This window comes from Yoonia vestfoldensis, from assembly GCF_002158905.1.
GTDB lineage: Bacteria > Pseudomonadota > Alphaproteobacteria > Rhodobacterales > Rhodobacteraceae > Yoonia > Yoonia vestfoldensis_B.
The window spans coordinates 2,952,938-2,977,094 of record NZ_CP021431.1 but is presented as its reverse complement, the minus strand read 5'-3'; the positions used below and the strand labels follow the sequence as shown (position 1 = coordinate 2,977,094).

The following is a 24,157-nucleotide window of genomic DNA, read 5'->3' as shown; positions in this document are numbered from 1 at the left end:
GATGACCCGTAATATTTCCGACCTGACTGTCCTGATCACCGGCGCCGGGCGCGGCCTTGGCGCTGCCATCGCGCGCAGTTTCGCGCAGCAAGGCGCGCAGGTCGCGATCAACTATCGCCACAGCCGCGACAGCGCCGCGGCGTTGGTGGCAGAACTTGGCCCGCGCACAGCGGCGTTTCACGCCGATGTCACCGATCCCGCGCAGGTCAGCGCGATGGTCGCGGCCATCACCGACCGCTTTGGCGCGCCTGATGTGCTGGTGCATAATGCGCTGGCCGATTTCAGTTTCAACGGCGATGCGCGCAAGAGGCTGGACCAGATGCATTGGGCCGATATCGCCCAGCAGGCGCAAACGGCAGTGGGCGGGGCGCTGCATTGCCTGCACGCCTTGCAGCCGCATTTCGCAGCGCAAGGGTTCGGGCGGGTCATCCTGATCGGCACCAATCTGATGCAGAACCCTGTCGTGCCCTATCACGACTATACGGCCGCCAAAGGCGCTTTGCTCGCATTGACCCGCACGGCGGCCAAGGAGCTTGGCCCGCTGGGCGTGACGGTCAACATGGTCTCGGGTGGCCTTTTGCGCAGCACCGATGCCAGCGCCGCCACGCCCGAGGCGGTGTTTGACATCATCGCAGCCCAGACCCCGCTGGGGCAGGTCACAACGCCTGCCGCCATGGCCGATGCGGTGCTGTTCTTTGCCAGCCCTTGGGCGCGGGCGGTGACGGGGCAGAACCTGATCGTGGATGGCGGGTTGGTTTTTAACTGAACACACCGCCTTATTTGGCACCAAGGCTTGGCGCGCGCGCCGTTTCGTGTATAGCACGACATGTAAACATGGACCCGGGGGTCAACCTCGGGTGGCTCTTCCGGCCGCCTATCCGCCGGACAACCTGTCAAAACCAGACTTTGCCGGCGCGCTGCGGCCGGACAGGAAAGATTTACATGATATCTCTTGATGCGTACCGCGCCCAATGGACGGGCAATATCCGCGCTGATCTCTTGGCGGGGCTGGTCGTCGCACTTGCGCTGATCCCCGAAGCCATCGCCTTTTCGATCATCGCGGGCGTCGACCCCAAGGTCGGGCTTTACGCCAGTTTCTCGATCGCAGTGCTGACCGCGATCACGGGCGGGCGGCCCGGTATGATCTCGGCGGCGACAGCGGCGACGGCGGTGCTGATGGTCACGCTGGTGCGCGATTACGGGCTGGAATATCTGTTGGCCGCGACCGTGCTGGCCGGGCTGATCCAGATCGGCGCGGGCATCCTGCGGCTGGGCTTTGTGATGCGCTATGTGTCGAAATCGGTGATGACAGGGTTCGTCAACGCGCTGGCGATTCTGATCTTCATGGCGCAATTGCCCGAGCTTGACCCAAGCGTCGTGACATGGCTGACCTATGTGCTGGTGGCCGCGGGGCTGGCGATCATTTACCTCTTCCCGCTGATCACAAAGGCGATCCCCTCGCCGTTGGTCACGATCGTGGTATTGACGGCATTGGTGATGATCTTCGGCTGGGACGTGCGCACCGTGGGCGATATGGGCGCGTTGCCCGATACGCTGCCGGTGTTCCTGATCCCGCAGATCCCGCTGACGCTGGATACGCTGATGATCATCCTGCCCTATTCCATCGCCGTGGCCATCGTCGGCCTGCTGGAAAGCTTGATGACGCAGAATATCGTCGATGACCTGACCGATACGAAATCCGACCGCAATCAGGAATGTATCGGGCAAGGTATCGCCAATACCGCAACGGGGTTTATCGGCGGCATGGCGGGCTGCGCGATGATCGGCCAATCGGTGATCAACGTCAAATCCGGCGGGCGGGGGCGGCTGTCCTGTTTCGCCGCCGGTGTGATCTTGCTGATCATGGTGGTAGGCTTGGGCGATCTGGTCAGCCAGATCCCGATGCCCGCGCTGGTGGCGATCATGATCATGGTCAGCATAGGCACCTTTTCCTGGTCCTCGATCAAATCGCTGCGCAGGCATCCGCAATCCTCCTCCATCGTGATGATCGCGACGGTGGTGACGGTGGTCTATACCCACAACCTTGCCATCGGGGTCTTGGTCGGCGTGTTGCTGTCTGGGATCTTCTTTGCCGGCAAGATCGCGCAATTGTTCAAGGTGACAACGACAATGTCCAAGGATGGGCGCGCACGGACCTATATCGTCGAGGGCCAGCTCTTCTATGGATCGGTCGAGGATTTCATGAATGCCTTCGATTTCAAGGAAGCCTTGGACAAGGTCGTGATCGATGTCAGCCGCGCGCATATCTGGGACATCAGTTCGGTGCAGGCGCTGGATATGGCGGTGCTCAAATTCCGCCGCGACGGGGCCGAGGTCGAGATCATTGGCATGAATGCCGCGTCCGAGACCATCGTTGACAAGCTGGCCATCCATGACAAGCCGGATGCCTTGGACAAGCTGATCGCGCATTAAGGAGACTGATATGACAGCGACACAAAAGATCGTGGCCTTCATCGACGGGTCAATCTATGCCGAAAGCGTCTGTCACCATGCGGCTTGGATCGCGGCGCGCACGGCGGCGGCGGTGGAACTGGTCCATGTGCTGGGCCCGCGCGACACATCGGGCAAACGTGATCATTCCGGTGCGATTGCGCTGGGCGCGCGCACGGCCCTGTTGCAGGAACTGGCCGAACTGGACGCGCAACGCTCCAAACTCATGAGCCATAAGGGCCGCGCCATTCTCGATGATGCCCGCGCCATTCTGGATCAGGACGGCGTGGCCGATATCACCACCCGCCTGCGCCATGGCGGCGTGGTCGAGGCTGTGGCCGAGCTTGACCCCGAGGCCCGGCTTATCATCCTGGGCAAACGTGGCGAGGATGCCGATCTCGCCAAGGGCCATCTGGGGTCCAACCTCGAACGGATCATCCGCACCAGCACGCGGCCGGTGTTCGTGGCCGCGCGCGCCTTCAAACCGATCACGCGCGTGCTGGTCGCCTATGACGGCGGCGCTTCGGCGATGAAGGCGGTCGATCACATCGCGCGCAGCCCGCTGTTTCAGGGGCTGTCGATCCATGTCGTCACCGTGGGCACCGCATCGCCCGCGTTGGAAAAAGGGCTTGGCAATGCCCAGGCCATGTTGAAAGCCGCAGGGCTGGCGGCGACAACATCGGTGCTGCCCGGCCAGCCCGAAACAGCATTGGCCGATCTGGTGGAAACCCAGGGTTTCGACATGTTGGTGATGGGCGCATATGGGCACAGCCGCATCCGCAGCCTTGTGATCGGCTCTACCACCACGGCGATGATCCGCGCCTGCAAGGTGCCGGTCGTGCTGATGCGCTAGGCCTTGCTTTCTTCCGAGCCTAAATATCCCCGCCGGAGGCATCAAAACTTTTCGGGACAGATGCCACCGCCCGCGCGATGCCAGATGATCGCGCATCGCAATCGCCCCCGCGCGGGGTTGTGTGACGCTTGCGCATGCTGAAAGGTGGCCATGATGGATACACCTCAATTATTGATCACCGCGATATTGGTGGCGACGATGGCGCTGTTTCTCTGGGGACGGTTCCGGCATGATGTGGTGGCGCTGGCATCGCTGATGGCCTGCGTCATGGCCGGGTTGGTCCCGGCCGAAGCGGCCTTTGCCGGTTTCGGGCATCCGGCGGTGATCACCGTGGCCTGCGTCTTGATCCTCAGCCAGGGGCTGCAAACCACCGGTGCTGTCGATTGGCTGGCGCGCGCGATCCTGCCGCGCGCGGCGGGGCGCTTGGGCAGCCTTGCGGCGCTGATGGGGCTGGGAGCCTTGCTGTCGGGGTTTATGAACAACGTCGGGGCCATGGCGCTGCTGATGCCGGTGGCGGTGCAGCTGTCGGGCAGGCTGGAGATGACACCGGGGCAGGTGCTGATGCCGCTGGCTTTCGCCACGATCCTGGGCGGGATGACCACGCTGATCGGCACGCCGCCCAACCTGATCGTATCGGGCTTTCGCGCCGAGGCGGGCCTTGGCCAATTCGCCATGTTCGACTTTGCCCCCGTCGGTGTGGCTGTCGCGCTTTGCGGTGTCGCCTTCATCATCGTGATCGGTTGGCGGCTGGTGCCGCGGCGCAAATCGGTCGCTGACGGTGATTTCGCTACCGGCGCCTATATGACCGAGGTCCGCATCCCCGAGGACAGCAAGGCGGTCGGCCTGACCCTGCGCGCCTTCGAGCGCGAGATTGCCGATAGCGATGCACAGGTCATCGGCATGGCGCGCAACGAGGTGCGGATCACCGCGCCGCATGGCGCAAGGCGGATCCGCGCCGATGACGTTCTGGTCATGGAAGCCGATGTCGAGGCGCTGGCGGAAACCCTGTCGGTTTTCGGCATCACGCTGGAAGAACAAAAGCCGTCATCCTCTGACGCCGAGACATCGGCCAAGACGCCCGATGATAGCAGCAAGGCCAAGCGCGACGCCGATCTTGTGCTGCGCGAATTGGCGGTGCTGCCGGCCTCCAATATCGTTGGCCGGTCCGCGCGCGATTTGCGGCTGCGCACGCGCTATGGGTTGAACCTGCTGGCGGTGGCGCGTGCAGGCCATCCGCCGCGCGCCCGGCTGCGCACGCTCAAGCTGAAATCCGGCGATCTGCTGATGATGCAAGGCCCCGCCGAGGCGTTGTCGGATTTTGCCAATGAGACCGGATGCGTGCCATTGGGCGCGCGCGAATTGCGTATCCCCGACAAACGCATGGCGCTGATTGCGGCTGCGATCATGCTGGCCTCGGTGGCGGTGGTCAGTTTCGGGCTGTTGCCAGCGGCGGCGGCCTTTACGATGGGCGTCGTGGCGACGATGGTGTTTCGCACGGTGCCGCCGCGCAACATCTATACCGCGATCGATTGGCCGGTGATCGTGCTTTTGGGGGCGCTGATCCCGGTGGCGGGCGCGCTGCAATCAAGTGGTGCGGCCGATCTTCTGGCGCAGTTTCTGGTCGGCACGGTGGCACAGGGCAATGCCGTCGTGGCGCTGGCGGTCGTGCTGATCACCACGATGTTCCTGTCGGATGTGATGAATAACGCCGCCACAGCGGCGGTGCTCTGCCCTATCGCTATCGGGATCGCGACGAGCTTGGGGGTCAACCCCGACAGTTTCCTGATGGCGGTGGCCATTGGCGCATCCTGCGCGTTCCTGACGCCCATCGGGCACCAGAACAACACGCTGATCCTTGGGCCGGGAGGGTTCGGTTTTGGCGATTACTGGCGTCTGGGCCTGCCGCTCGAAGTGGTGGTGGTCATGGTCAGTCTGCCGTTGTTGATGGTGGTTTGGCCGCTTTAAGGTCGGGCATCTTAAGGTCGGGCATCAGCCGTTCCGGGGCGATCCCGCGCTTTTCGGCACTGGCGCGCACGGCCTGTTGCAAGCTGTCACTGCGCTTGAGAAGGCGGCGGAACCGGTCTTCGTCCAGCACCAGCAAGGTTGATGGCGCGATGGCGCGCACCAGGGCGCGGCGCGGCTTTTGCATCAGGATCGCCATCTGGCCGAACATTTCCCCCGGCCCAAGCCGCCATGTCTGGCCCGCGACCTGCAATTCGACCGCACCGGTTGCGATAAAGAACACGCGTTTGGCAGCATTATCCTTGCGGATCAGGATGTCGTCGGCATTGGCATAGACCGTCTGGAAGGCCCGCCCCAACTGCCGCAGCGTGGCATCGTCAAGATCGGCGAACAGCGGCAATTGCCGCACCAGATCGGACCGTTGCGGCGCAATATCAAGCGGCGGTCGCGTTTCGGCCGCCGCCCGGCGCTGGACCAATTCCTGCGCCAGCGTGGTATAGACCTCGGCGCCGATCAGCCCGTCGTCGCGCATCGCGGCATATTCGCGTTCTTCCAGACGCAGCGCCGTGCGCCGGATAAAGCGGCGTTCCAGTTCCTCGGCATAGCCCGGATATTGCAGGCGTAGCCCTTCCAGCGCGGTTTCCACCAATTCGATCCGGCGGGCCAGCAATTCTTGCAACAAATCCGCCACGCGGCGGCCATGGATGCGACGGATGCGCCCGTCGATGAATGTATCGAGATCGCGCAGGATCAAGCGTTGCGACAGCAGGTATTCGAACCTGTCCGCCGTCATCCGGGACAGCGGCACCGAGAGTTTCAGCCGGTTGTGCAAGAACACCGCCGCGCGAAATGCGCGCCCATAGGTGACCGAGCGTTTCGCCGCCCGCTGATAGCCGCTGCGCCCGCCCTGGCGCGCGCTTTCGATCAGCCGTTCGGCATCGGCCAGCACCTGTTCGGCCATCCGCGCCGAAATCGTGCGGTCGCGTACGCGGTCAAGGATCGTGTCGCGTTCATGCCCGGCCAGCGCGATCAGCCCCAGCGTGATCCGGTCGCGGTCCAGCAGATCGGCGCTTTCCTCGGCCTGTTTGACAGCCTCGTCCAGCCTTTCGCCGAAACGCTTTGCCTCGGAGCGGACAGTCTCACGCGAGAGTTCGTAGTTTTCGGTGGTGCGCGCCACATCTTCGCGGACGGTCTGCAAGGCAACGGCCACCACCTGTCGCGACAGCGCGTCATCAATGGGCGACAGCCGGTCAAGGCCCAGCTTTGCAATCACCCAGCGCAGGCTGGACCCTTGCACGATCAGCGTGAACAGCGTGAAACCGGTCGCAAGGATACCGACGACGCGCTTGACCTCTAGCGGGACTCGCGCGCTTTCGGTGACCGCCAGCGCCAGCGCCAGCGTGACCGCCCCGCGCAACCCGCCCCAAAGGATCGCCGCGCGGTAAGGCCGGTCCACTGGTGGTGAGGCCCGCAGCAGGGTCAAAAGCGGCAGCAAGCCGAACAGGATCACCACACGCGCAGCGATGGCCGCCACGATCACGACAACGATCAGGGCGAAATCGCTGGGCCGGGCCTCTTCCAGCAGACGCGGAATGAACAGCGCGGCCAGCACGAAGATCAGCGCCCCGGCCCAATGCGCAAGCAACCCCCAGACCTCGCGCAGATTGGCCCAGGATTGCGGTGCCAGACGGCTGGGCCCCGTCAGGTTCAGCGTCAGCCCCGCCGCCACGACAGCGATCACCCCCGAGGCGCCGATCATCTGTTCGGCCCCGATATAGGCAAGATAAGGCAGCGCCACCGACACCGAAATCTGCGCCAGTTCAAACCGCGCGAACAGCGCCATCAGCCAGACCGCGATCCGTGCGGCGAACCAGCCCGCCAAGGCACCGCCGAAAATCAGGACCGGAAATTGCGCCAAGGCCTGACCCAGATCGGGGTCGGGCACGCCCAGCATCACAAAGCCCATGAACAGCCCGAACAAGGCGATGGCCGCGGCATCGTTCAGCAGGCTTTCGCCTTCGATGATCCGGCTCAGGCGTTGTGGCGCGGAAATCGACCGGAAATTCGATACCACCGCCGATGGATCGGTTGTCGACACGATGGCCCCGACCAAAAGGCAGGCGGCCAGCGGCAAGGCGCTGACCATGGAGAGCGCATAGCCGACAGTAAAGGTTGCCACGACCACCGCGACAACGGCCAGCACAAGGATCGGCACCCAATCGTCCAGCATCCGCCGCAGGTTCATGCCCAAGGTCGCCTGAAACAGCAGCGTCGGCAAAAAGACATAGAGGAACACATTGGACCGGATGGGCAGGTCAAGGATCGCCTCGGCCATCGGGTTTAGCGCATTGGTCAGATCGGTGCGCAGCAAGAACAGCGCCGCGGTCGCGATGGCCACGCCCAGCAGCGCCAGGATCACCGTGAACGGCACGCGCATCCGGTCGGCCAGCGGCTCTGCCACGCCGATCAGCAGGAACAGCGATGCGATCACCGTCGTGATGAGAATGATGTCCATGATCTTGAAATATCACACAGAACGGGAAACGCATGGAGAAACTTGCCCGTTTGGTGTGATCAATGCGGTTTTGCGCGGCTTGCCTGGTTGGTTTATTTATAGATCGCCCGCCGGTCGCCGAATTGACGCACCCGTTTGCGCCAGGCACGGTAACTGCCGGGGGTCAGTTCGCGCCGCATCAGCGCCTTGACCTGATCTGGGCTCAGCCCGTGCAGCGCGCGGATCTGGGCGAAACTGGTGTGATCGCTCAGCGCCATTTCGATGATCTCGCTGATCGTGGCGGCGGAAAGGTCGGCGGGTGCGCCGGTCATGCGAACCGCGCCAGAACAATGCCCGCCAGCACGATATGCGCCAGCGTTACTGCCACGCTGAACCCGTGCAGCGCCTTGAACCGGCCTTTTGCGCCGGTGTCGGTGGCTGTATTGATCGCAGGCATCAGGATTTGTCGCGCAGGCAATGTTGTCACGGCGATCAGTGCCAGCAGTGCGGCCCCCACGGGATCGTGCCAGACCAGAAATGCCGCAGCCAGCGTCGCTGATCCGATGACAAACAGATAAAAATGCGGAAATGCCTGCCGCAATGCGGCGCTTGCCACAGGGCCGGGCAGGGCGGAAAACACAAAAGCCGCAAAGCCGAAGGAATACAGCACCATGCCGCCAAACAGCAGCGCGGTGGCAAGGATCGCAAGGGTCAGGGTCATGTTGTCTCCGGTTTGCTGGCATGGCCCATGTAAAGGATCGCCGTCAGCGGCAAGGGCCCAAAGGTCAGGTCAAGCCGCCGGTTCACCCCGCGCGGCCCAAGCCCGGTAAACCGCGCAGGCACCAGCCCTGCCGTCTCCATCGCCTTGCGCAGTTCGGCGGGTTTGATGAACAGGGCGGGGTCATGCGTGCCGCGCGGCAGCAGGCGCAGGATATCCTCGGCCATGGTGATCGTGGCCAGCCGCGCCAGCGGGTTGCGGTTGATCGTGTCGAACAGGAACAGCCCGCCGGGGCGCAGCACGCGCGCGACCTCATGCATCACCTTTTGCAGATCGGTCACATGTTCCAGCACATCGACGCAGACCACCGCATCGAAACCGGCAGGATCATAGGGCAGCGCCTCGCCCAGGCCGACATCATAGGCAATGTCCAAGCCCTCAGCTGTCGCATGCTGGCGCGCGGCGGCGATGGCCTCGGCGGCGGGGTCGATGCCGGTGACCTGCGCACCGCGCCGCGCCAAAGCCTCGGCCATGAACCCGCCCGCACAGCCCAGATCCAGCACTTGCTTGCCCTGCCAGTCGATCAGCCTGTCGAAATGCTTCAACCGGCCCGGCACAAGGTTTTTCAGCGTCCTGACCCAGCGGATATCATCGGACCACCATTTGTCGGCATAGGTGTCATAGATCGTCAGGTCATTGCGCATGGGGTCTGTCCTTTTTCAATCGCGGCAGCGCATAGGGCACATCCGCCTTGTAGCGCGCGAAATCCGCGCCATACCGGTGGGCGAACCGCTTTTCCTTCATCCGCGGGGCCAGCAGGCAATAGGCGGTATAGCTGACCGCCAGCGCCAGTTGATCTGGCGTCCAGACCGGCACGGTCCACAGCGTCAGCGCAAAAGCCACATAGATCGGCTGGCGGATCAGCGCGAACAGCCCCCGCGTCGGCATGTCGGGAAACACCGGCCTGATCCGCGCCAGCAGCGACATCCAGCCCAGCGCGCCCGATTGCACCTCGGCACCGGCGTCAAAGCTGGCTTTGATCAGCAGCAGCCAGCTTGCGGTATAGGCGGCGGTGATGGTCCAGAACGCGGCCCCTTCGGCGCGCCACCAGATGATGCCGGACGGCGTCCAGAGCGTGAACAGCGCCAGCAATTGCGCCGAGGCGATGATTGCATAGGTGGTTGTGGCCAAAGTCGCGCCATGCGGGCCGGGGATCAGGCGGGTCAGTACCTTGGCCCCGCGTGCCGACAGAAAGAACGAATGCGCCAGCGGAAATTGCGCGATCAGCGCCGCATTGGCAAGGGCTGCCCAAGGCCAGGCCACGGTGCCGAAACTTGCGCTGAGCCCAAAGAACATCGCCGTGATCATCGCCAGCACGGCGGCGGCAAAAGTCGCATGGCAGATCACGCCCAGCGTCAGCGCAAGCATGATCCGCCCCATTCCCGCAGGCGGGCGCAAGGCTGCGCGGATCAAGGCCAGCAGCCGGGCGATGCGCGGATCAGCCAGCATCGCGCGCCAACAGATCATCGGCAATCGCGGTGCCACTGGTCCATGCGTCTTCGACTTTCGGCCCAAGGCACCAGTCGCCGCCCAGATAGAGCGTGCCTGTGTCGTCGCGCAGAAACGGCGCGCCCAAGGCCTGCGTCACCTGCGCATAACGCCAGCGATGCGCGGCGGCATAGCGGACCTGCGCAGGCGCGGCCCCCAGCCGGTCCAGCAGCAGGGGCAGCATCAGATCGGCGATGGCCTCTTTGTCCAGCTCCAGATGCGTTTCGCTGAACGCGGTGCTGGCCTGCGCCACCCATGCCACCGGTCCCTGTGGGCGGTGGGGTTTGGTGCTGTCCTGCGCGATCCAGGCGAGATCGGCCTTTGCATCGCGGGCGGTCACAAACGGGGCAGGCCCGTCGATACCGGCCATCAGCGTCAGGTTGGGTGCATAGGTGACATCCGCCAGCCGCGCGATCAGCGGATGATCCGCGCCGATGATGCCTGCCACCTGCGGCGTGGGGGTCGTACAGATCACATGGGATGCGGATAGCGCCTCATCCCCCAGATGCACGCGCCAGCCGGTGCCATGGCGCGACAGGCCGGTGACCAGCGCCTCTTGGCGGATCGTCAGCCCCGCGCCGATCCCTTTGGCCAGCGCGGACATGCCGGGGGTGCCGACATGGCGGTCCTGCCATGGGGCGACATGGCCGCTGGCCGACAATGCGCCCAGCACGGCCGCGAAACCTGCACCCTGCGCGCTGACATATTGTGCGCCATGGTCGAAATGCAGCCCCGCCGCCCGCCGTGTCGCGACGCGCCCGCCGATGCCGCGCCCCTTGTCCAGCACCAGCACAGCGCGCCCCGCCTGCATCAGCCTGCGCGCGGCGGTCAGCCCGGTGATGCCCGCGCCAATGACGATCGTGGTGTCTGGTTCAGCTGTCATCGGTCCGAGGTCCTTTGCGGTAGTTTTCCAGCAAGCCGCGCAGATTGACCCGCGCGCGCAATTTCGTGGCCAAAAGATACATGCCGCCGATCTTGCGGTGCAAAAACAGCGTCTCGGCGGGGGGGACATGCATCAGGTCGCGGTCATTGCCGATCACCATCCCCATATCGCGCAAGCGTTCCAGCAGGTCCGTCGTGCCGAAATCAAACGGCGCATCCTGCCGCAGCGGGACCATCGCGGTGTCGAACATCGCTTGGATCAGCGCTTGATGCTGCGGCGGTGTGGCCGGGCCAAAATAGCCGATCTCCAGCATCGCCTGCCGGATGGCTGCATGATCCTGATCCAGCCCCGCATTCATCAGCTTGCGGAACGCGGCCCGTTGCGCGGGATTGATCCCGCGCACTGCCCCGAAATCCAGCAAGACGATCCGGCCCGTCGCGCGGTCGATCCGGTAATTGGCCAGGTTCGGATCAGTCTGCATCGCGCCGAAGGTAAAAAGCTCGCGCAGCACCAGATCGATCAGATCGCGCGCCGCCCGGTCACGGATATCCTGCGGCGCATCGACCAGCGCATCAATGGGATCAGCCGTGATAAATTCCATGGCCAGCACCGCATCGGTGCTGAAATCATCTTGCAGCTGTGGGACGATGAACGCCTCTGACCCGGCCAGCAGGTCACCGAAACGGCGCAGATGGGCGGCCTCGGCGCGGTAATCGGCCTCTTCGTGCAATTGCGCTTTCGCGGCGGCCAGCAGGGGCGCGATATCCATACCGCGCGGCAGAAGGCCGGGCAGGCGCATCAGCCCGGCGATATTGTCCACATCGCTGTCGATACTGGCGCGCACGCCCGGATATTGCACCTTGATCGCCAGATCACGGCCATCGCATGTTGTGGCGCGATGCACCTGCCCGATAGAGGCGGCAGCAAAGGGGCGCACGTCGAACGCGGCAAAACGCTTGCGCCAGCCTTCGCCCCATTGCGCGTTCAGTGCGGCCTGCAGCTGCTTGGGCGGCATATGGCGGGCGTCATCGCGTAGCCGGGCCAGGATCGCGGTCAGTTCGGGCGACAGCACGATGCCTGTATCCATCGACAGCATCTGCCCCATCTTCAGCGCAGCACCGCGCATCTGCGCCAGACCGTCGGTCAGCCGCAGCGCATTGGCCGGCGTCAGCAACAGATCCGCCATGCCGGGGCGCTGCCCGCTGGCCAAGCGGCGCAAGCCACCGGTCGCCACGCCGCCCGCGATGCCTGCGGCGATCCCGCCCATGCGCAACAGGCGCTGCGCACGGCCAGTCGGCACGGGCGTGCCGCGTATCATGTCATCGGGTCGGGTCACGAGGCTCTTTCGCATTGCATCACCTGCTAAGTGGCGCGGCGGGCGGCTTCGTAAAGGGCTGCGACCAGATCGGCGCGCGCTTGGGCCTGTGCCGCCGGATCAGGCAGGCGCAGGATATAGGACGGATGCCATGTCACCAGCACCGGCCCGTCATGCAGGCCCGGTTCGATCTGGCCCTGTCGGTCGGCCAATGGGGCGGCATTGCCGGTCAGCGCGTAGGCGGCACTGGCTCCCAGCGCCACGGTCAGTTTCGGCTGCACAAAGCCCAGTTCCAGCCCCAGCCACCAGCGGCAATGCTCTATTTCCGCGCGGTCAGGTGATTGATGGATGCGCCTTTTGCCGCGCGGGGTGAATTTGAAATGCTTGACCGCATTGGTCAGCCATGCGTCGGCGGGGGCAATCCCGGCATCGGCCATCGCCTGATGCAAGACCTGTCCCGCAGCGCCGACAAAGGGCTGCCCTTCCAGATCCTCGCGGTCGCCGGGCTGTTCGCCCACGATCATCAAGGCGGCATTCGCTGCGCCCTTGCCCCAGACCGTCTGCGTCGCCTTTTCGCACAGATCGCAGCGGCGACATTGCAAGGCGGCCTGCCGCGCCTGATCCATCGTATCGGGCAGGTCCGGTGCCTGTGGCATGGCGGCGCGGTAGCGGGTGGAAATCGCCGCCGCACCGGGGCGGGCAGGCGTGCTGCCAGCCGCGCGCATCCGCTGCACACGGGCTTCGGCGTCTTTCAGCATGGCGGGGATCAGCTGGGTTTCGGGCAGGTTCTTCCAATATTTCTTGGGCATCTCGGATCGCATCGCATCAAGCTTGATCCGCGCAGGATTAAAGATATTGGCAAAATAAGTCGCCCAAAGGGTTTCTGACGCATCATCCGGCAGGTCAGGGCGCGCGGCGGCCGGGCCAAAGCGCAGCTTGCCGCCCTCGAAATGCGCAGTCAGGGCGGGTGTCGCGATCATCCAATCCATATCGGCAAAGCGCTTGGCAAAGAACGGCACACCGGGTTCCAGCGTGTGATGTTCCGGCTCGAACCATGCCGCGAAACGGCGGCGGGTGCTGTCGCTGGGCAATTCGCGGAACCGCACGAAAGCATGCATCTTGTGGATATCGCGGCGGACGTTCTTGGCCAGCAATTGCAGCCGCCGCCCCAAAGGATCGGCAGCGGACAATGGATCACCTGTCCGCTGGTCGATCCGCCACAGCGCCTGATAGAGCAGCGCCGCGCGATCGGGGGATTTGTGCCAGATCGCGGATCTGGCGATGTCGAAAAAGGCCGCGGGCACCTTGGCCTGATGCGGCCCCAATTCATCAGGCAGGGGGCTGGCCGCGAACAACCCGCCACCCCCTGTCCAGTCGATCAGATCGGGCGCGATCCGGTGCGAAATCGCGATCCGCGCAGCATCACGCCATGCGTCCAGCGTGCCGCGGTCGGGCAGCGTGACGGCATAGGTCAAATCAGTTGCAATTGCTGCGGCGGCGGCGCGAAACGCGCGCGCAGATTGGCGCTGTCGGTCATCGCGGCGGGGGTCCAGCCGGGCATGGTGACGAAAGCCTTGGCCTTTTTCATCAAGGCGCCCATGCGGGTCAGATCCTCGTATCGCAAGGCCCCGTTGCGCCTTGCGGCGATGATCCGGTCCACGATCCTCGTGCCGAAACCGGGCACGCGCAGCAGCATGTCGCGGCTGGCCATGTTCACATTCACCGGAAACTGGTCGCGGTGTTGCAGCGCCCAAGCGAGTTTCGGATCTAGGTCCAGGTCCAGATGCCCCGCCTTGGTGCCTGTCGCGATCTCCTCGGCCGAAAAGCCGTAGAACCGCAGCAACCAATCCGCCTGATAAAGCCGGTGTTCGCGCACTAGCGGCGGTTGGATCAGCGGCAAGGCGGCAGAGGCATCGGGGATCGGCGAAAAGGCCGAATAATAAACCCGCCGCAGTTTATAGCCGGAATAAAGCCGCGTCGCGCTGTTCAGGATCGTGACATCATCGGTGCCGTCAGCCCCGACGATCATCTGCGTGCTTTGGCCTGCGGGTGCAAAACGCGGTGGGCGTTTGCCGCTGTGCGATTTGTCCTTTGCGGCTTCGCCTTCCAGCCGGACCTGCGCCATGCTGGCGCGGATGGTTTCGGGCCGCTTTTCGGGGGCGAATTTGCGCAAGGATGCATCCTGCGGCAGTTCCACGTTGATCGACAGACGGTCGGCGTAAAGCCCCGCCTCTTTGATCAATTCCGGTGCTGCATCGGGGATGGTTTTCAGATGGATATAGCCGCGAAACCCGTGATCGATGCGCAGGCTTTTCGCGATCCGCGCCATATCGCCCATGGTCTGGTCGGGCGATTTGATGATGCCCGAGGATAAAAACAACCCTTCGATGTAATTGCGCCGGTAGAATTCCAGCGTCAGGGTCACGACCTCTTCGACCGAGAACCTTGCGCGTTCCACGTTCGACGACACGCGGTTGATGCAATAGGCGCAGTCGAAAATGCAAAAATTCGTCATCAGGATTTTCAGCAAGGATATGCAGCGCCCGTCCGGCGTATAGGCATGGCAAATGCCTGCCCCGCCGGATGACCCAAGGCCGCCCTTGCGCGAATCCCGCCTTTCACCCCCCGAAGAGGCGCAGGAAGCGTCGTATTTCGCCGCATCCGACAGAATGGCGAGCTTGTCTTGCAGGGTCATTTTTACCATGAACCCAGATTAATGTTCTTCTTTTGTTCGTCAATAGCCGATGGTGCCGTCAGGCAATCTGCCGCAGTCAGATATGCGCCGCCGGATGCGACTTGCCCCAGGTTTTGGGGATGTCGCGGGCCAGTGTCGCCCGTTCCGCGCGGTCGAGAGAGGCCAGCGCCGCCGTCGCATCGCCGCCATGCTTGGACCAGATACGCCTTGCGGATCGCGGGCTCCAGGGCAGGCGCGCGGTCGCCAGCCATTGCCGCAAGGGGGGCGGCAAAGCATCGTAATCGCGCATCGGGTCAGGGCGCGGTTTGCCGCGCAGGGTGGTTGCCAGGTTCCGCCGCATCATGCTGCCTGTCGTTTGCCCCATTGCGGGAACGGATCGGGCAGCCCTGTCCAGGCATCCGGCGTGAAATCCTGCGCCGGGATCAGGGCGGCATCCAGCCTTGCGCGGATCGCGGTTTCATCCATGCCCGCGCCGATAAAAACCAGTTCTTGCCGCCGGTCGCCCCAGGGTTCGGCCCATTTGCCCGCCACCTCGGCCAGCATATCGGGATGGGTGGGCCAGCGGTCGCGCGGCACCGACACCCACCAGCCACCCAAAGGCGTGATGGATGATACCGCCCCCGCAAGGCTATATTCCGCCACCCAATTTGGCCGCGTCGCCAGCCAGAAATGCCCTTTGGCGCGGATCACGCCGGGCAGATCGCCGGTCAGTACGGCATGGACCTTTGTCGGATCAAACGGCGCGCGGGCGCGGTAGACGAAGGATGTGATGCCATATTCTTCGGTTTCGGGCGTGTGATGGGCAAAACCGTAAAGCTCCTTGGCCCAGAACGGGTGTTCATGCGCGCGGTCAAAATCGAACAGGCCAGTATCGAAAATCGCATCCGGATCGACACGGGACTGGTCGGTCTCGATCAGGCGGGCGTCAGGGTTCAGCGCGCGGATGATCTTGCGCGCGGCATCGACCTTTTCGGGGCCTGCATCGGTCGTCTTGTTCAGGATCACCACATCGGCGAATTCCATCTGTTCGGTCAGCAGATTGACCAGCGTGCGGTTATCATCCTCCCCCAGACTTTCGCCACGGTCGGCCAGAAAATCATGGCTGGCAAAATCGCGCAGCAGGTTGATCGCATCGACCACCGTCACCATCGTATCCAGCCGCGCGACATCTGACAGGCTGTCGCCATCCTCGTCCCTGAAATCAAAGGTCGCGGCGACGGGCAGGGGTTCGGCGATGCCGGTGGATTCGATCAGCAGGTAATCGAACCGGCCTTCGGCGGACAGGCGGCGCACCTCTTGCAGCAGGTCGTCACGCAGGGTGCAGCAGATGCAGCCATTGGTCATTTCGACCAGCTTTTCCTCGGACCGGGACAATTCCGCACCTTCGCGGATCAGATCGGCGTCGATGTTGACCTCGGACATGTCATTGACGATCACCGCGACGCGGCGGCCGTCGCGGTTGTTCAGCACATGGTTCAACAGCGTGGTTTTCCCCGCACCCAGAAACCCCGACAAGACGGTGACGGGCAAGCGTGTGTCAGCCATGCGATTCTCCCCTATGTAATGTTATAACATAACTAGAGCCTCTGCGCGCGGTCGGCAAGTGCTAGGGCGATGCGTTGCGCGTCATCCGCAAGGACCGGCCCGCGGTCATCGGCTGCGGCGATCCGAAATGGCCGTCGAGGATCCGCACCATCCGGCGATAGGCCGCGCGGTGCCGGTTGCGCAGGGTCACACCGGCAAAGACCGGCTGGGTGATGACTGGCGCATCGCTGACCAATTGGCACTGGCCTGCGGCGATCAGCGCCTGTGCCGACGGGGCCAGCACATAGGCGCTGCCCGCCAGCGAGGTGACCAGATCGACCATCGCCGCATTCTGCCCGATGGACAGCGAGGCGTTGGTCAGCTCGGGCAGTAAGGCCGCATGGCTTTGCGCAAAGGCGGGGGCGTAATTGGCCAGGATATAGCTGTCTGTGCGCAGCTCGGTCAGCCGGGTCGCATGGGTGGATACCATCAGATAAGGCACTTCGCCCAAAGTCTGGAAATAAAGGTCGGGGTGGATTTTCGGCGTATAAAGCACCGCAACATCCAGCGCGCCTGTCACCAGATCGGCGCACATCTGCGCGGAATAATCGGCCTCGAAGAAAAACACCGTATCGGGCAGTGCGGCGCGGAACTGGCTGATCAGCGTGCCGATTGCCAGCCCGACCAGATCATGCTGCACCCCGATCCGCATCGTGACCCCGGCGATTCCGCTATCGCGCGTCGCATTCAGCGCGGTGATCCAGCTGTGCCGCAGGCTGCGGGCATGGGGTTCAAACCGCAGCCCCTCGGTCGTTAATGCCGTGCCAGCGCGGGACCGCGTGAACAAGGGGCGGCCAATCGCCTTTTCCAGCGCCTTGACCCGGCCCGAGACCGTCGATTGCGTCACCCCCAGCCGTTCCGCTGTCTGGTTGAAGCTGCGGGTTTCGCACAGATCAAGGAAGGTTTCGATCAATTCTATCTGCATGCGGAACACTCTGCCCTGATCGGTGATCCCGATCAATAACAACCGGAATGCCTGATTGCCAGATATCCGGATTGGGCGCAGGATCGCGGTAATTCCGCTTGTGGAGAGCCCCATGTCCGACACGATCCAGTTGAAATCCCGCAGCGGTGGCCGTGCCGCGCGGGTTGCCTTGCGCAGCGCCCCTTTGGCCGAGGATAAACGCCCCGTGCGCGCGGGCATGCCGGGTGGGCGGCTGAAGGTTCTGACCGATGCCGAGGTGCTGCGCATCCATCATGCGGCCCTTGATGCGCTGGAACAGATCGGCCTGTCCCAAGCCCCGCAATCAGGGATCGAGATCATGACCCGCGCCGGGGCGATCCTTGGCGATGACGGGCGGCTGCGGTTCCCGCGTGCGCTGGTCGAGGATATGCTGGCCAAGGCTGCGCGCGATATCACCCTGTTCGGGCGCGATCCGAAATACGACCTGCATCTGACCGGCACCAATGTGCATTTCGGCACGGCGGGGGCGGCGGTGCATATCGTGGACCTTGCGACAAATACCTATCGCGACAGCACGGCGCAGGACCTGTTTGATGCGGCACGGATCACGCATCACCTTGATAACGTGCATTTCTTTCAGCGTGCGATGGTCTGCCGCGATGTTCTCGACAATCTCGAAATGGACCTGAACACGATCTATGCCTGCTGTTCGGGCACGACCAAACATGTCGGCACATCCTTTAGCGATCCGTCCCATGTCGCCCCCGGTTTCGACATGATCCACCGGATCGCAGGGGGCGAGGCGGCATGGCGCGCCCGCCCGTTTATCTCCAATTCCAACTGCTTTGTCGTTCCGCCGATGAAATTCGCCGAGGAAAGCTGCATGGCGATGGAAAGCTGCATCCGTGGTGGCATGCCGGTGTTGCTGTTATCGGCGGGGCAGGCAGGGGCGACGGCACCCGCGCCCATCGCGCTGGCCATCGTGCAGGCGGTGGCGGAATGTCTGGCGGGCGTCGTCTATGTCAATGCCATGGCACCGGGGCATCCCGCGATTTTCGGCACTTGGCCTTTCGTGTCGGATTTGCGCACGGGGGCGATGTCTGGCGGATCGGCCGAACAGGCGCTGCTGACGGCGGGCTGCGCGCAGATGCATCATTTTTATGGCCTGCCCGGCGGGGCGGCGGCGGGGATTTCCGACAGCAAGCTGCCCGATATGCAGGCGGGCTGGGAACAGGGGATCACCAATGTCCTTGCGGGCCTGTCGGGGCTGAATATGGTTTACGAATCCGTGGGCATGCATGCGTCCCTGCTGGGGTTCTGTCTGGAATCTTTGGTGCTGGGTGATGATATTCTGGGGCAGGTCATGCGCTGCGTGCGCGGGATCGACGTGACAGAGCACAGCACCTCGATCGAGGCGATGAAGGCCGTCTGTCTGGATGGCGCGGGCCATTATCTGGGGTCCGATCAGACGCTGCAACTGATGCAGACGGAATATATCTATCCCATGCTGGGCAACCGGATGAGCCCCAAGGAATGGGCCGAGGCCGACCGGCCCATGTTGCTGGACAAGGCCATCGCGCGCAAGAACGCCATCATGGCCAAGGCAGGCCGCCAGATCGACCCTGCCATCGACGCCGCGATCCGCGCCGATTACCGCATTTATTTCGAATAGGGGCAGGCGATGCATTACGGCTATATCGGGCTGGGCAATCTGGGCGGGCATTGCGCGGCCAGCCTGCGGCGCGCGGGAATGGATCTGACCGTCACCGATCTGAACCGCGCGGCGGGTGATGCGGTCTGCGCCGCCGGTGCGCAATGGGCCGATACGCCAGAGGCTGTCGCGGCATCGGTCGATCACGTCATCACCTGTCTGCCATCACCCGCCGTCACAGCGCAGGTGCTGGCGCGCATTCTGCCTGTGATGAAGCCCGGCGCGCATTGGATCGAGATGTCGACGCTGGGCCGCGACGACGTGCTGGCCTTTGCGGATCAGGCGGCGGCAGCGGGCGTGCGGATGATGGAATTGCCCGTCACGGGTGGTGTGCATCTTGCGGCGCAAGGCCAGATCACCATGCTGGCGGGCGGTGACAAGGATATGTTCGACCTGCATCTGCCCGCCTTGCAGGCGATTGGTAATCAGGTGTTCCATATCGGCCCGCTCGGGTCGGCCTCGATCATCAAGGTGATCACCAATATGCTGGCCTTTATCCATCTCAAAGCCTGCGGCGAGGCGCTGATGCTGGCCAAACGCGGCGGGCTTGACCTTGGGCAGGCGTGGCATGCGATCAAGGCGTCGTCGGGCAATTCCTTTGTCCATGAAACCGAAGGCGCGCTGGTCTTGAACGGGTCCTATGACATCGCCTTCAACATTGATCTGGCGTTGAAGGATCTGGGCTTTGCGCTGGATTTCGGGCGCGAATTCGGGGTGCCGCTGGATCTGGCGGGCGCGACCGAACAGACCTATGTCGCGGCCCGCGCGGCCTATGGCGGCGATGCGCAATCCCCGATGATCGTGAAACTGCTTGAGGATCTGTTGCAGACCGATCTGCGCGCGCCGGGCTTTCCCGCGCGGCTGTGACCTATGCGGTGATGCTGCGCCATGACGCAAGAATGGCGCTGATCGCTGCGGGGTGATAGGCGAAAATGCTGACCTCCTCGCCCGTGACGGCAATGGCGGCTGCGCGGTCTTGGGCCAAAGCGGTGTCAAGACAGACCAGAAGCGGGCCGCTTTGATCAGGAAAGATCGCCTTTTGCCGGTACTGAAACGCGCTGAGCTGGTTGCGCCAGATCAGGTCCAGCTGGGCGGTATCGCCTTGGGTGGCCGTGATCATGCCGCCGGTTATCTGGATGAAATCACGGATCGCAGGGCTGTTGGCGGCCAGAAAATGCGCCATCACCGATTGCGCGCGACCATGCTTGGCCATTTGCCACAGACGCGCCAGCGTGGTCGCGGGGATACCGGCGTCTGACGGGCTGCCCAGCGGTACGGCAGGTTGCGCCCGCACCGTGACCTGCCTCGCGTCTTTGCAAAGCGCTGCCAAGAAGCTGCCAAGCATCTGTGTCGTCGCAAGATCATCCTGGACCAAGACCTGCCCCGTCAGATCGGGGCTGGGTGGCGCGCCGCCTGTGACGTCGATCAGCCCTTGCAGACGCCGTCCCGCCACGGCCATGCGCAGCACGATTCCGTCGATGTCAAAGACCAGCGTCCGCGCCAGCACGGTGGCGTCGATTTCCGCGATCAGTGCCGGCAGCGGCGCGGGTGCGCCAGCGCGCGACAAAAGACGCGCGCCCCCGACAAAGATGCAGCGATCCGCAGCCAAGGTGGTCAATCTGGTGACAAGCTGCTGGCGGTCATCATGCGTCATCGCTGATCCTGTCCAGACAGGCGCGGGCCTCTGTCAGAAAGCTGTCGATATCGGTATCCGCGGCGCAGACACAGCACAAAGCATCATTGGGGTCGCGCGCAGAGCGCAGATAGATCCGCAGGTGGTCACGGGTCGCGACAAAAGCGGTCATCGCCATGGCCCCGCCGATGGCCAGCCCGCCGTTGGTGCCAAGGACCAATGCAGCCTCTGCACCCAGCGCATCCAGCGCTTCGCGCCGAAAGATCGCCTTGGCATTGGTGATCAGGACCATCTGCGTGGACAGATCGGCAAAGGCCAGCGTTTCGCAGCCCGGATATCTGTCGTGCAATTCGTCCAGCGTCGCGGCGATCATTGGGTCTGCCCATTGCTATTGCCAAGGCCCTGATGCGGGCAATGTCCTTGGGCGGGGCGACCCGCCATGATGCGTCTACAAGGATGCGCGGACCGGGTCATCGGTGTCATCTGCATCGGTTTGCGCCGCGTCGCGCAGCCGCTGGACCCGGCGCGGCATGATCGTTGCGCGCACAGGCTCGGGGATCGCGGTGCCATTGGCGATATTGTAAAGCGGCTGGTCGGTGCGTGCGGCAACCTTGGTCAGCTTGTCGATCATATCGATCAGATGGGTGACAAAGGGGCCTGCGCCGCTGGCGTCCCATTTGTCGTAATCATCGCCAGCCTGCAATGCCTGCAGCAAAGAGATCGGGAAGGTCGCGGCGAATTGTCCCTCTGTTTCAAGGCGCACCCGCTGGAACACGCGGCGGCGGTCCTTGTCGCTGATCAGCTTGTCATAGCGGGTGATCAGCAGGATGGAGAAGTCACGCAAAGCATCGGGCATCATCGCCCAGACCGCAGCCTCTGATTGCCGCCAGGCCTGTGTCGCATGGGTGCACCAAAGCACGGCATCCACTTCGGGCAGCATCCGTTCCCAGACATCGGACGACATATTGGGGTCGGAAATGCCTGGAAAGTCGATCAGGTCACATAATTCGAGGATATCGCATTCCATGAACAGCCGGATGACACGGGTCTCTGCGACCGGAACCGATTCGAGCCGGTCCAGCGAAACAGGTTCTGTCCCGCCGTCCAGCGTGACGCGGTAAGGTGGCGTGGTGCCATATGACATCCACACAGGGGCCAGCCGTGTCGCTGTCACCTTTTCGGGCAAGGCACGCCCGCCCAGCAACAGGTTGGACAGGGTGCTTTTGCCCGCGCTGAATTCGCCCATCAGAGCGATGCGGGGTTTGCGCGATTGCTGGGCGTCGGTCATTTTTCGGGTCCTTGCGGCGCAATACGGGTCTGCGCGGTCAGCTCGTCGATGATGTAGTCGAAAATCTCGGCGCGTTCCTGCTGGGCGGTGATCCCAAAGATGTCTTTCAGATCATCCAGATGCAGGCTGGATTTTTCGCTGATATCGGTCAGCAGACCGCGCTGTTCGTCCAGAAATTCGCGCAATTCGCGTTCGGCCATGGCGCGGATATCCATGGTTTGGCGATCCTTCAATTCTGCGATAATCGGGGCGGTTTCCGCCTCGATCAGGTCATAGAACCCGCTTGCAAAGGCGCGATATCCCTTGCGGCGTTTCCACCATCCTTTCCACCAGGATGTCTGCAAATCCAGCGCGATGGTCTGGCCCAGCGTGACAGGGGCCGGGATATCGGGGGCGGCGGGTGGCGTGATCTTGAAGTTTTCAACCGCAACCCCAAAGGCCGCGCGATAGGTTTCCGACAGATCCTCGGAGGCCGCCGCGAAAACCACGTCACAGGCCGCCGTCGCGTTGCGCCGCATCACCTGATAGCTGGTGCGCAGCAATATCCGCAGCCCGTCGGGGCTATATTGCCAGACCTCGTCTTCGCCGCGGTTTTCAAGATGCTGCAACAAGGATTCAAGCGCCCGGTCCAGGAACCTTTTATGCGATTGGTCGATGCGTGATCCGAATTGCTGGAACACGATATCAAGGCGATCATTGATCTGGGCGATCCGCCTCTGCGCGATGCTGTCCAGACGCTGGACCAGCTGATCATGCGGCATGACCGCGACTGTGTCACCATCCAGACGCATCGACACGATGGATGCAGAGGCGCGCACCCCGCCTGCCAGGTTCAGCGCCCGCTTGCGCGCGGCGGTCAGGACCTCGGCGCCGGGCCCTTCGGTGATGCGCGCGGCGATCGCGCGGAACAAGTCGGGCAGGCCGGACAGATGCCAGACCAGCTCTTTGGTTCCCATGCCCGCCGTTTGCGCGCTGAGCGAGGCCTCGGCCCAGTTGAACATCGCCTCGGCACTATCGGCGACGATGGTCTCCAGATTGTCGCCCAGCGCGATATTGGCCCAATAGGCACTGCCGAAAATCAGCTGCGGGGTTTCGGGGCCGTTATTGGCGATCAACGTCTGTAGAATACTGTCGCGGATTTCGGGGACCTGTTCGGCGGGATTGGCCAATTCGTCGATCCGGTTGACGAAAATCACGACGTCGCGGGATTTCACGTTCGAGATCAGGCGGATCAGGCCCATATCCATGGAGCTGAGCGCCTGATGCGCCGACAGGACGACCACGCAGATCCGGCTGTCTCGCAGCGCGTTGATGGTGATCTGTTCGCGCATCATGAAAGTATCGTTCACGCCCGGCGTGTCGCGCAGGCACAGCGGTATCGGGATCGCCGGGGCCGCCAGATAGAGATCGGCCGACTTGGTGATATCGGCAAAACGACCCTGCTGATCTGCGGCGTCAAGATCGTCGAAATCATCGCCCATGCAGACATAGCGCTGCACCAAGGCGTCGCTGATCTCGGCGTAATTATGTTTCTGCCCTAGCAAAAGCTCGAATTTGCGGCCAAGGCGGCGCTTGGTCTTGTCGCGCATTTCGGCGATTTGCAGGCGGATTTTCTCCATCTCTTCATCGGCACCGGCCCGCGCGGATAATTCACCGATGCGTCCGCCATTCTCGATCAGGTGATCCCATTCATCCTTGTTGAAAAACTGGAAGGTCGCGGTCGGCGCATCGCCGGGCAAAGCCGCGTTCAGGTGCAGCGAGGTGACGACCGATGTCCAGGGGTTCACATCCGCTGGCAGCAGGTCAGGGCGGCCGATCATGGCATTCACCAGCGATGTCTTGCCGGATTTGATCTGGCCGATCATCGTGATGCTGGGTTCGAATGCCCGCAATTGTTTGATCAGCTTTGCCGATTTCTTTTCGCTATCCGTGCCGCCCAGCTTGACGACATCCTGCAATGTCGCCGCAAGATCGGCGATTTCTTCATGAAACAGGTCAAGCTTTTCCAGACCCCGGCCCATGAAGGGGTGATAGGCTGCCGGGACCTTGGCGACGCCCACTTTTGCCAGCTTTTCCATCTTCATTCGGTTCCGTCCTTGGTCACGCGGTATTTACACC

General features: G+C 63.2%; 22 protein-coding genes and 1 other annotated feature. Of the genes, 6 read left to right on the top strand and 16 right to left on the bottom strand.

Annotated features, from left to right (window positions below):
• Position 1: 1 nt before the first annotated feature.
• From LOKVESSMR4R_RS14930 to LOKVESSMR4R_RS14915, 4 genes are all read left to right on the top strand, one after another.
• Positions 2 to 766 (top strand): 3-oxoacyl-ACP reductase, encoded by a 765-nt coding sequence (locus LOKVESSMR4R_RS14930; RefSeq protein ID WP_087210020.1) that lies wholly within the window; start codon positions 2 to 4, stop codon positions 764 to 766.
• Positions 767 to 833: 67 nt separating this feature from the next.
• Positions 834 to 891: a sequence feature (sul1 is cis-regulatory element that is thought to sense ions involved in sulfur or methionine metabolism; They are found in Alphaproteobacteria), on the top strand.
• Positions 892 to 942: 51 nt separating this feature from the next.
• Positions 943 to 2,433 (top strand): SulP family inorganic anion transporter, encoded by a 1,491-nt coding sequence (locus LOKVESSMR4R_RS14925; protein ID WP_087210016.1) that lies wholly within the window; start codon positions 943 to 945, stop codon positions 2,431 to 2,433.
• Positions 2,434 to 2,443: 10 nt separating this feature from the next.
• Positions 2,444 to 3,304: a universal stress protein gene (locus LOKVESSMR4R_RS14920; RefSeq protein ID WP_087210011.1), complete on the top strand. Its 861-nt coding sequence runs from the start codon at positions 2,444 to 2,446 to the stop codon at positions 3,302 to 3,304.
• 153 nt (positions 3,305 to 3,457) lie between these two features.
• On the top strand, positions 3,458 to 5,269 hold the full coding sequence (locus tag LOKVESSMR4R_RS14915) for an SLC13 family permease (protein WP_087213356.1): 1,812 nt from the start codon (positions 3,458 to 3,460) through the stop codon (positions 5,267 to 5,269).
• On the opposite strand, the gene LOKVESSMR4R_RS14910 is transcribed toward LOKVESSMR4R_RS14915, so the two are convergent.
• The 12 genes from LOKVESSMR4R_RS14910 to LOKVESSMR4R_RS14855 form a co-directional block, all read right to left on the bottom strand.
• The gene (locus LOKVESSMR4R_RS14910) at positions 5,232 to 7,781 is read right to left on the bottom strand and encodes a cation:proton antiporter (RefSeq protein WP_087210009.1); all 2,550 of its coding nucleotides are present in this window, start codon (positions 7,779 to 7,781) and stop codon (positions 5,232 to 5,234) included. The genes LOKVESSMR4R_RS14915 and LOKVESSMR4R_RS14910 overlap by 38 nt on opposite strands.
• A 92-nt stretch (positions 7,782 to 7,873) precedes the next feature.
• Entirely contained in the window at positions 7,874 to 8,092 is a 219-nt protein-coding gene (locus LOKVESSMR4R_RS14905) for a DUF2805 domain-containing protein (protein WP_087210006.1), read from the bottom strand.
• On the bottom strand, positions 8,089 to 8,481 hold the full coding sequence (locus tag LOKVESSMR4R_RS14900; RefSeq protein ID WP_087210003.1) for a DUF4149 domain-containing protein: 393 nt from the start codon (positions 8,479 to 8,481) through the stop codon (positions 8,089 to 8,091). The genes LOKVESSMR4R_RS14905 and LOKVESSMR4R_RS14900 overlap by 4 nt, the downstream gene beginning before the upstream one ends.
• Positions 8,478 to 9,182, bottom strand: a complete 705-nt coding sequence (ubiG, locus tag LOKVESSMR4R_RS14895; RefSeq protein WP_087210000.1) for a bifunctional 2-polyprenyl-6-hydroxyphenol methylase/3-demethylubiquinol 3-O-methyltransferase UbiG — start codon at positions 9,180 to 9,182, stop codon at positions 8,478 to 8,480. The genes LOKVESSMR4R_RS14900 and ubiG overlap by 4 nt, the downstream gene beginning before the upstream one ends.
• The gene (locus tag LOKVESSMR4R_RS14890; protein ID WP_420645917.1) at positions 9,172 to 10,005 is read right to left on the bottom strand and encodes a methyltransferase family protein; all 834 of its coding nucleotides are present in this window, start codon (positions 10,003 to 10,005) and stop codon (positions 9,172 to 9,174) included. The genes ubiG and LOKVESSMR4R_RS14890 overlap by 11 nt, the downstream gene beginning before the upstream one ends.
• Positions 9,977 to 10,909 carry an NAD(P)/FAD-dependent oxidoreductase gene (locus tag LOKVESSMR4R_RS14885; protein WP_087209997.1) on the bottom strand — a complete coding sequence of 311 codons (933 nt, stop codon included), beginning with the start codon at positions 10,907 to 10,909 and terminating at the stop codon, positions 9,977 to 9,979. The genes LOKVESSMR4R_RS14890 and LOKVESSMR4R_RS14885 overlap by 29 nt, the downstream gene beginning before the upstream one ends.
• Positions 10,899 to 12,227: an ABC1 kinase family protein gene (locus LOKVESSMR4R_RS14880; RefSeq protein WP_162290756.1), complete on the bottom strand. Its 1,329-nt coding sequence runs from the start codon at positions 12,225 to 12,227 to the stop codon at positions 10,899 to 10,901. The genes LOKVESSMR4R_RS14885 and LOKVESSMR4R_RS14880 overlap by 11 nt, the downstream gene beginning before the upstream one ends.
• A 44-nt stretch (positions 12,228 to 12,271) precedes the next feature.
• Entirely contained in the window at positions 12,272 to 13,699 is a 1,428-nt protein-coding gene (locus LOKVESSMR4R_RS14875; RefSeq protein WP_087209992.1) for a UdgX family uracil-DNA binding protein, read from the bottom strand.
• Complete coding sequence (locus tag LOKVESSMR4R_RS14870) at positions 13,696 to 14,928, bottom strand: putative DNA modification/repair radical SAM protein (protein WP_087209989.1); 1,233 nt, start codon at positions 14,926 to 14,928, stop codon at positions 13,696 to 13,698. The genes LOKVESSMR4R_RS14875 and LOKVESSMR4R_RS14870 overlap by 4 nt, the downstream gene beginning before the upstream one ends.
• A gap of 67 nt (positions 14,929 to 14,995) precedes the next feature.
• Complete coding sequence (locus LOKVESSMR4R_RS14865) at positions 14,996 to 15,262, bottom strand: DUF6525 family protein (protein WP_087213347.1); 267 nt, start codon at positions 15,260 to 15,262, stop codon at positions 14,996 to 14,998.
• Entirely contained in the window at positions 15,259 to 16,464 is a 1,206-nt protein-coding gene (locus LOKVESSMR4R_RS14860) for a GTP-binding protein (protein ID WP_087209986.1), read from the bottom strand. Before LOKVESSMR4R_RS14860 ends, LOKVESSMR4R_RS14865 begins: the two co-directional genes overlap by 4 nt.
• Positions 16,465 to 16,525: 61 nt before the next feature.
• Entirely contained in the window at positions 16,526 to 17,542 is a 1,017-nt protein-coding gene (locus LOKVESSMR4R_RS14855) for a LysR family transcriptional regulator (protein WP_237331805.1), read from the bottom strand.
• Between LOKVESSMR4R_RS14855 and LOKVESSMR4R_RS14850 the strand changes: the two genes are divergently transcribed.
• The gene (locus LOKVESSMR4R_RS14850; RefSeq protein ID WP_087209979.1) at positions 17,541 to 19,079 is read left to right on the top strand and encodes a trimethylamine methyltransferase family protein; all 1,539 of its coding nucleotides are present in this window, start codon (positions 17,541 to 17,543) and stop codon (positions 19,077 to 19,079) included. The two genes, LOKVESSMR4R_RS14855 and LOKVESSMR4R_RS14850, sit on opposite strands and share 2 nt — an antisense overlap.
• A gap of 9 nt (positions 19,080 to 19,088) precedes the next feature.
• Entirely contained in the window at positions 19,089 to 19,985 is an 897-nt protein-coding gene (locus LOKVESSMR4R_RS14845) for an NAD(P)-dependent oxidoreductase (RefSeq protein ID WP_087209976.1), read from the top strand.
• 1 nt (position 19,986) lies between these two features.
• Here the strand turns inward: LOKVESSMR4R_RS14845 and LOKVESSMR4R_RS14840 are convergent, their stop codons facing one another.
• The 4 genes from LOKVESSMR4R_RS14840 to LOKVESSMR4R_RS14825 form a co-directional block, all read right to left on the bottom strand.
• Positions 19,987 to 20,772: a hypothetical protein gene (locus tag LOKVESSMR4R_RS14840; protein ID WP_087209973.1), complete on the bottom strand. Its 786-nt coding sequence runs from the start codon at positions 20,770 to 20,772 to the stop codon at positions 19,987 to 19,989.
• Positions 20,762 to 21,124 (bottom strand): hypothetical protein, encoded by a 363-nt coding sequence (locus LOKVESSMR4R_RS14835; RefSeq protein ID WP_087209970.1) that lies wholly within the window; start codon positions 21,122 to 21,124, stop codon positions 20,762 to 20,764. Before LOKVESSMR4R_RS14835 ends, LOKVESSMR4R_RS14840 begins: the two co-directional genes overlap by 11 nt.
• Positions 21,125 to 21,199: 75 nt before the next feature.
• Positions 21,200 to 22,039 carry a dynamin family protein gene (locus LOKVESSMR4R_RS14830; protein WP_087209967.1) on the bottom strand — a complete coding sequence of 280 codons (840 nt, stop codon included), beginning with the start codon at positions 22,037 to 22,039 and terminating at the stop codon, positions 21,200 to 21,202.
• The gene (locus LOKVESSMR4R_RS14825) at positions 22,036 to 24,123 is read right to left on the bottom strand and encodes a dynamin family protein (RefSeq protein WP_087209962.1); all 2,088 of its coding nucleotides are present in this window, start codon (positions 24,121 to 24,123) and stop codon (positions 22,036 to 22,038) included. The genes LOKVESSMR4R_RS14830 and LOKVESSMR4R_RS14825 overlap by 4 nt, the downstream gene beginning before the upstream one ends.
• Positions 24,124 to 24,157: the final 34 nt, after the last annotated feature.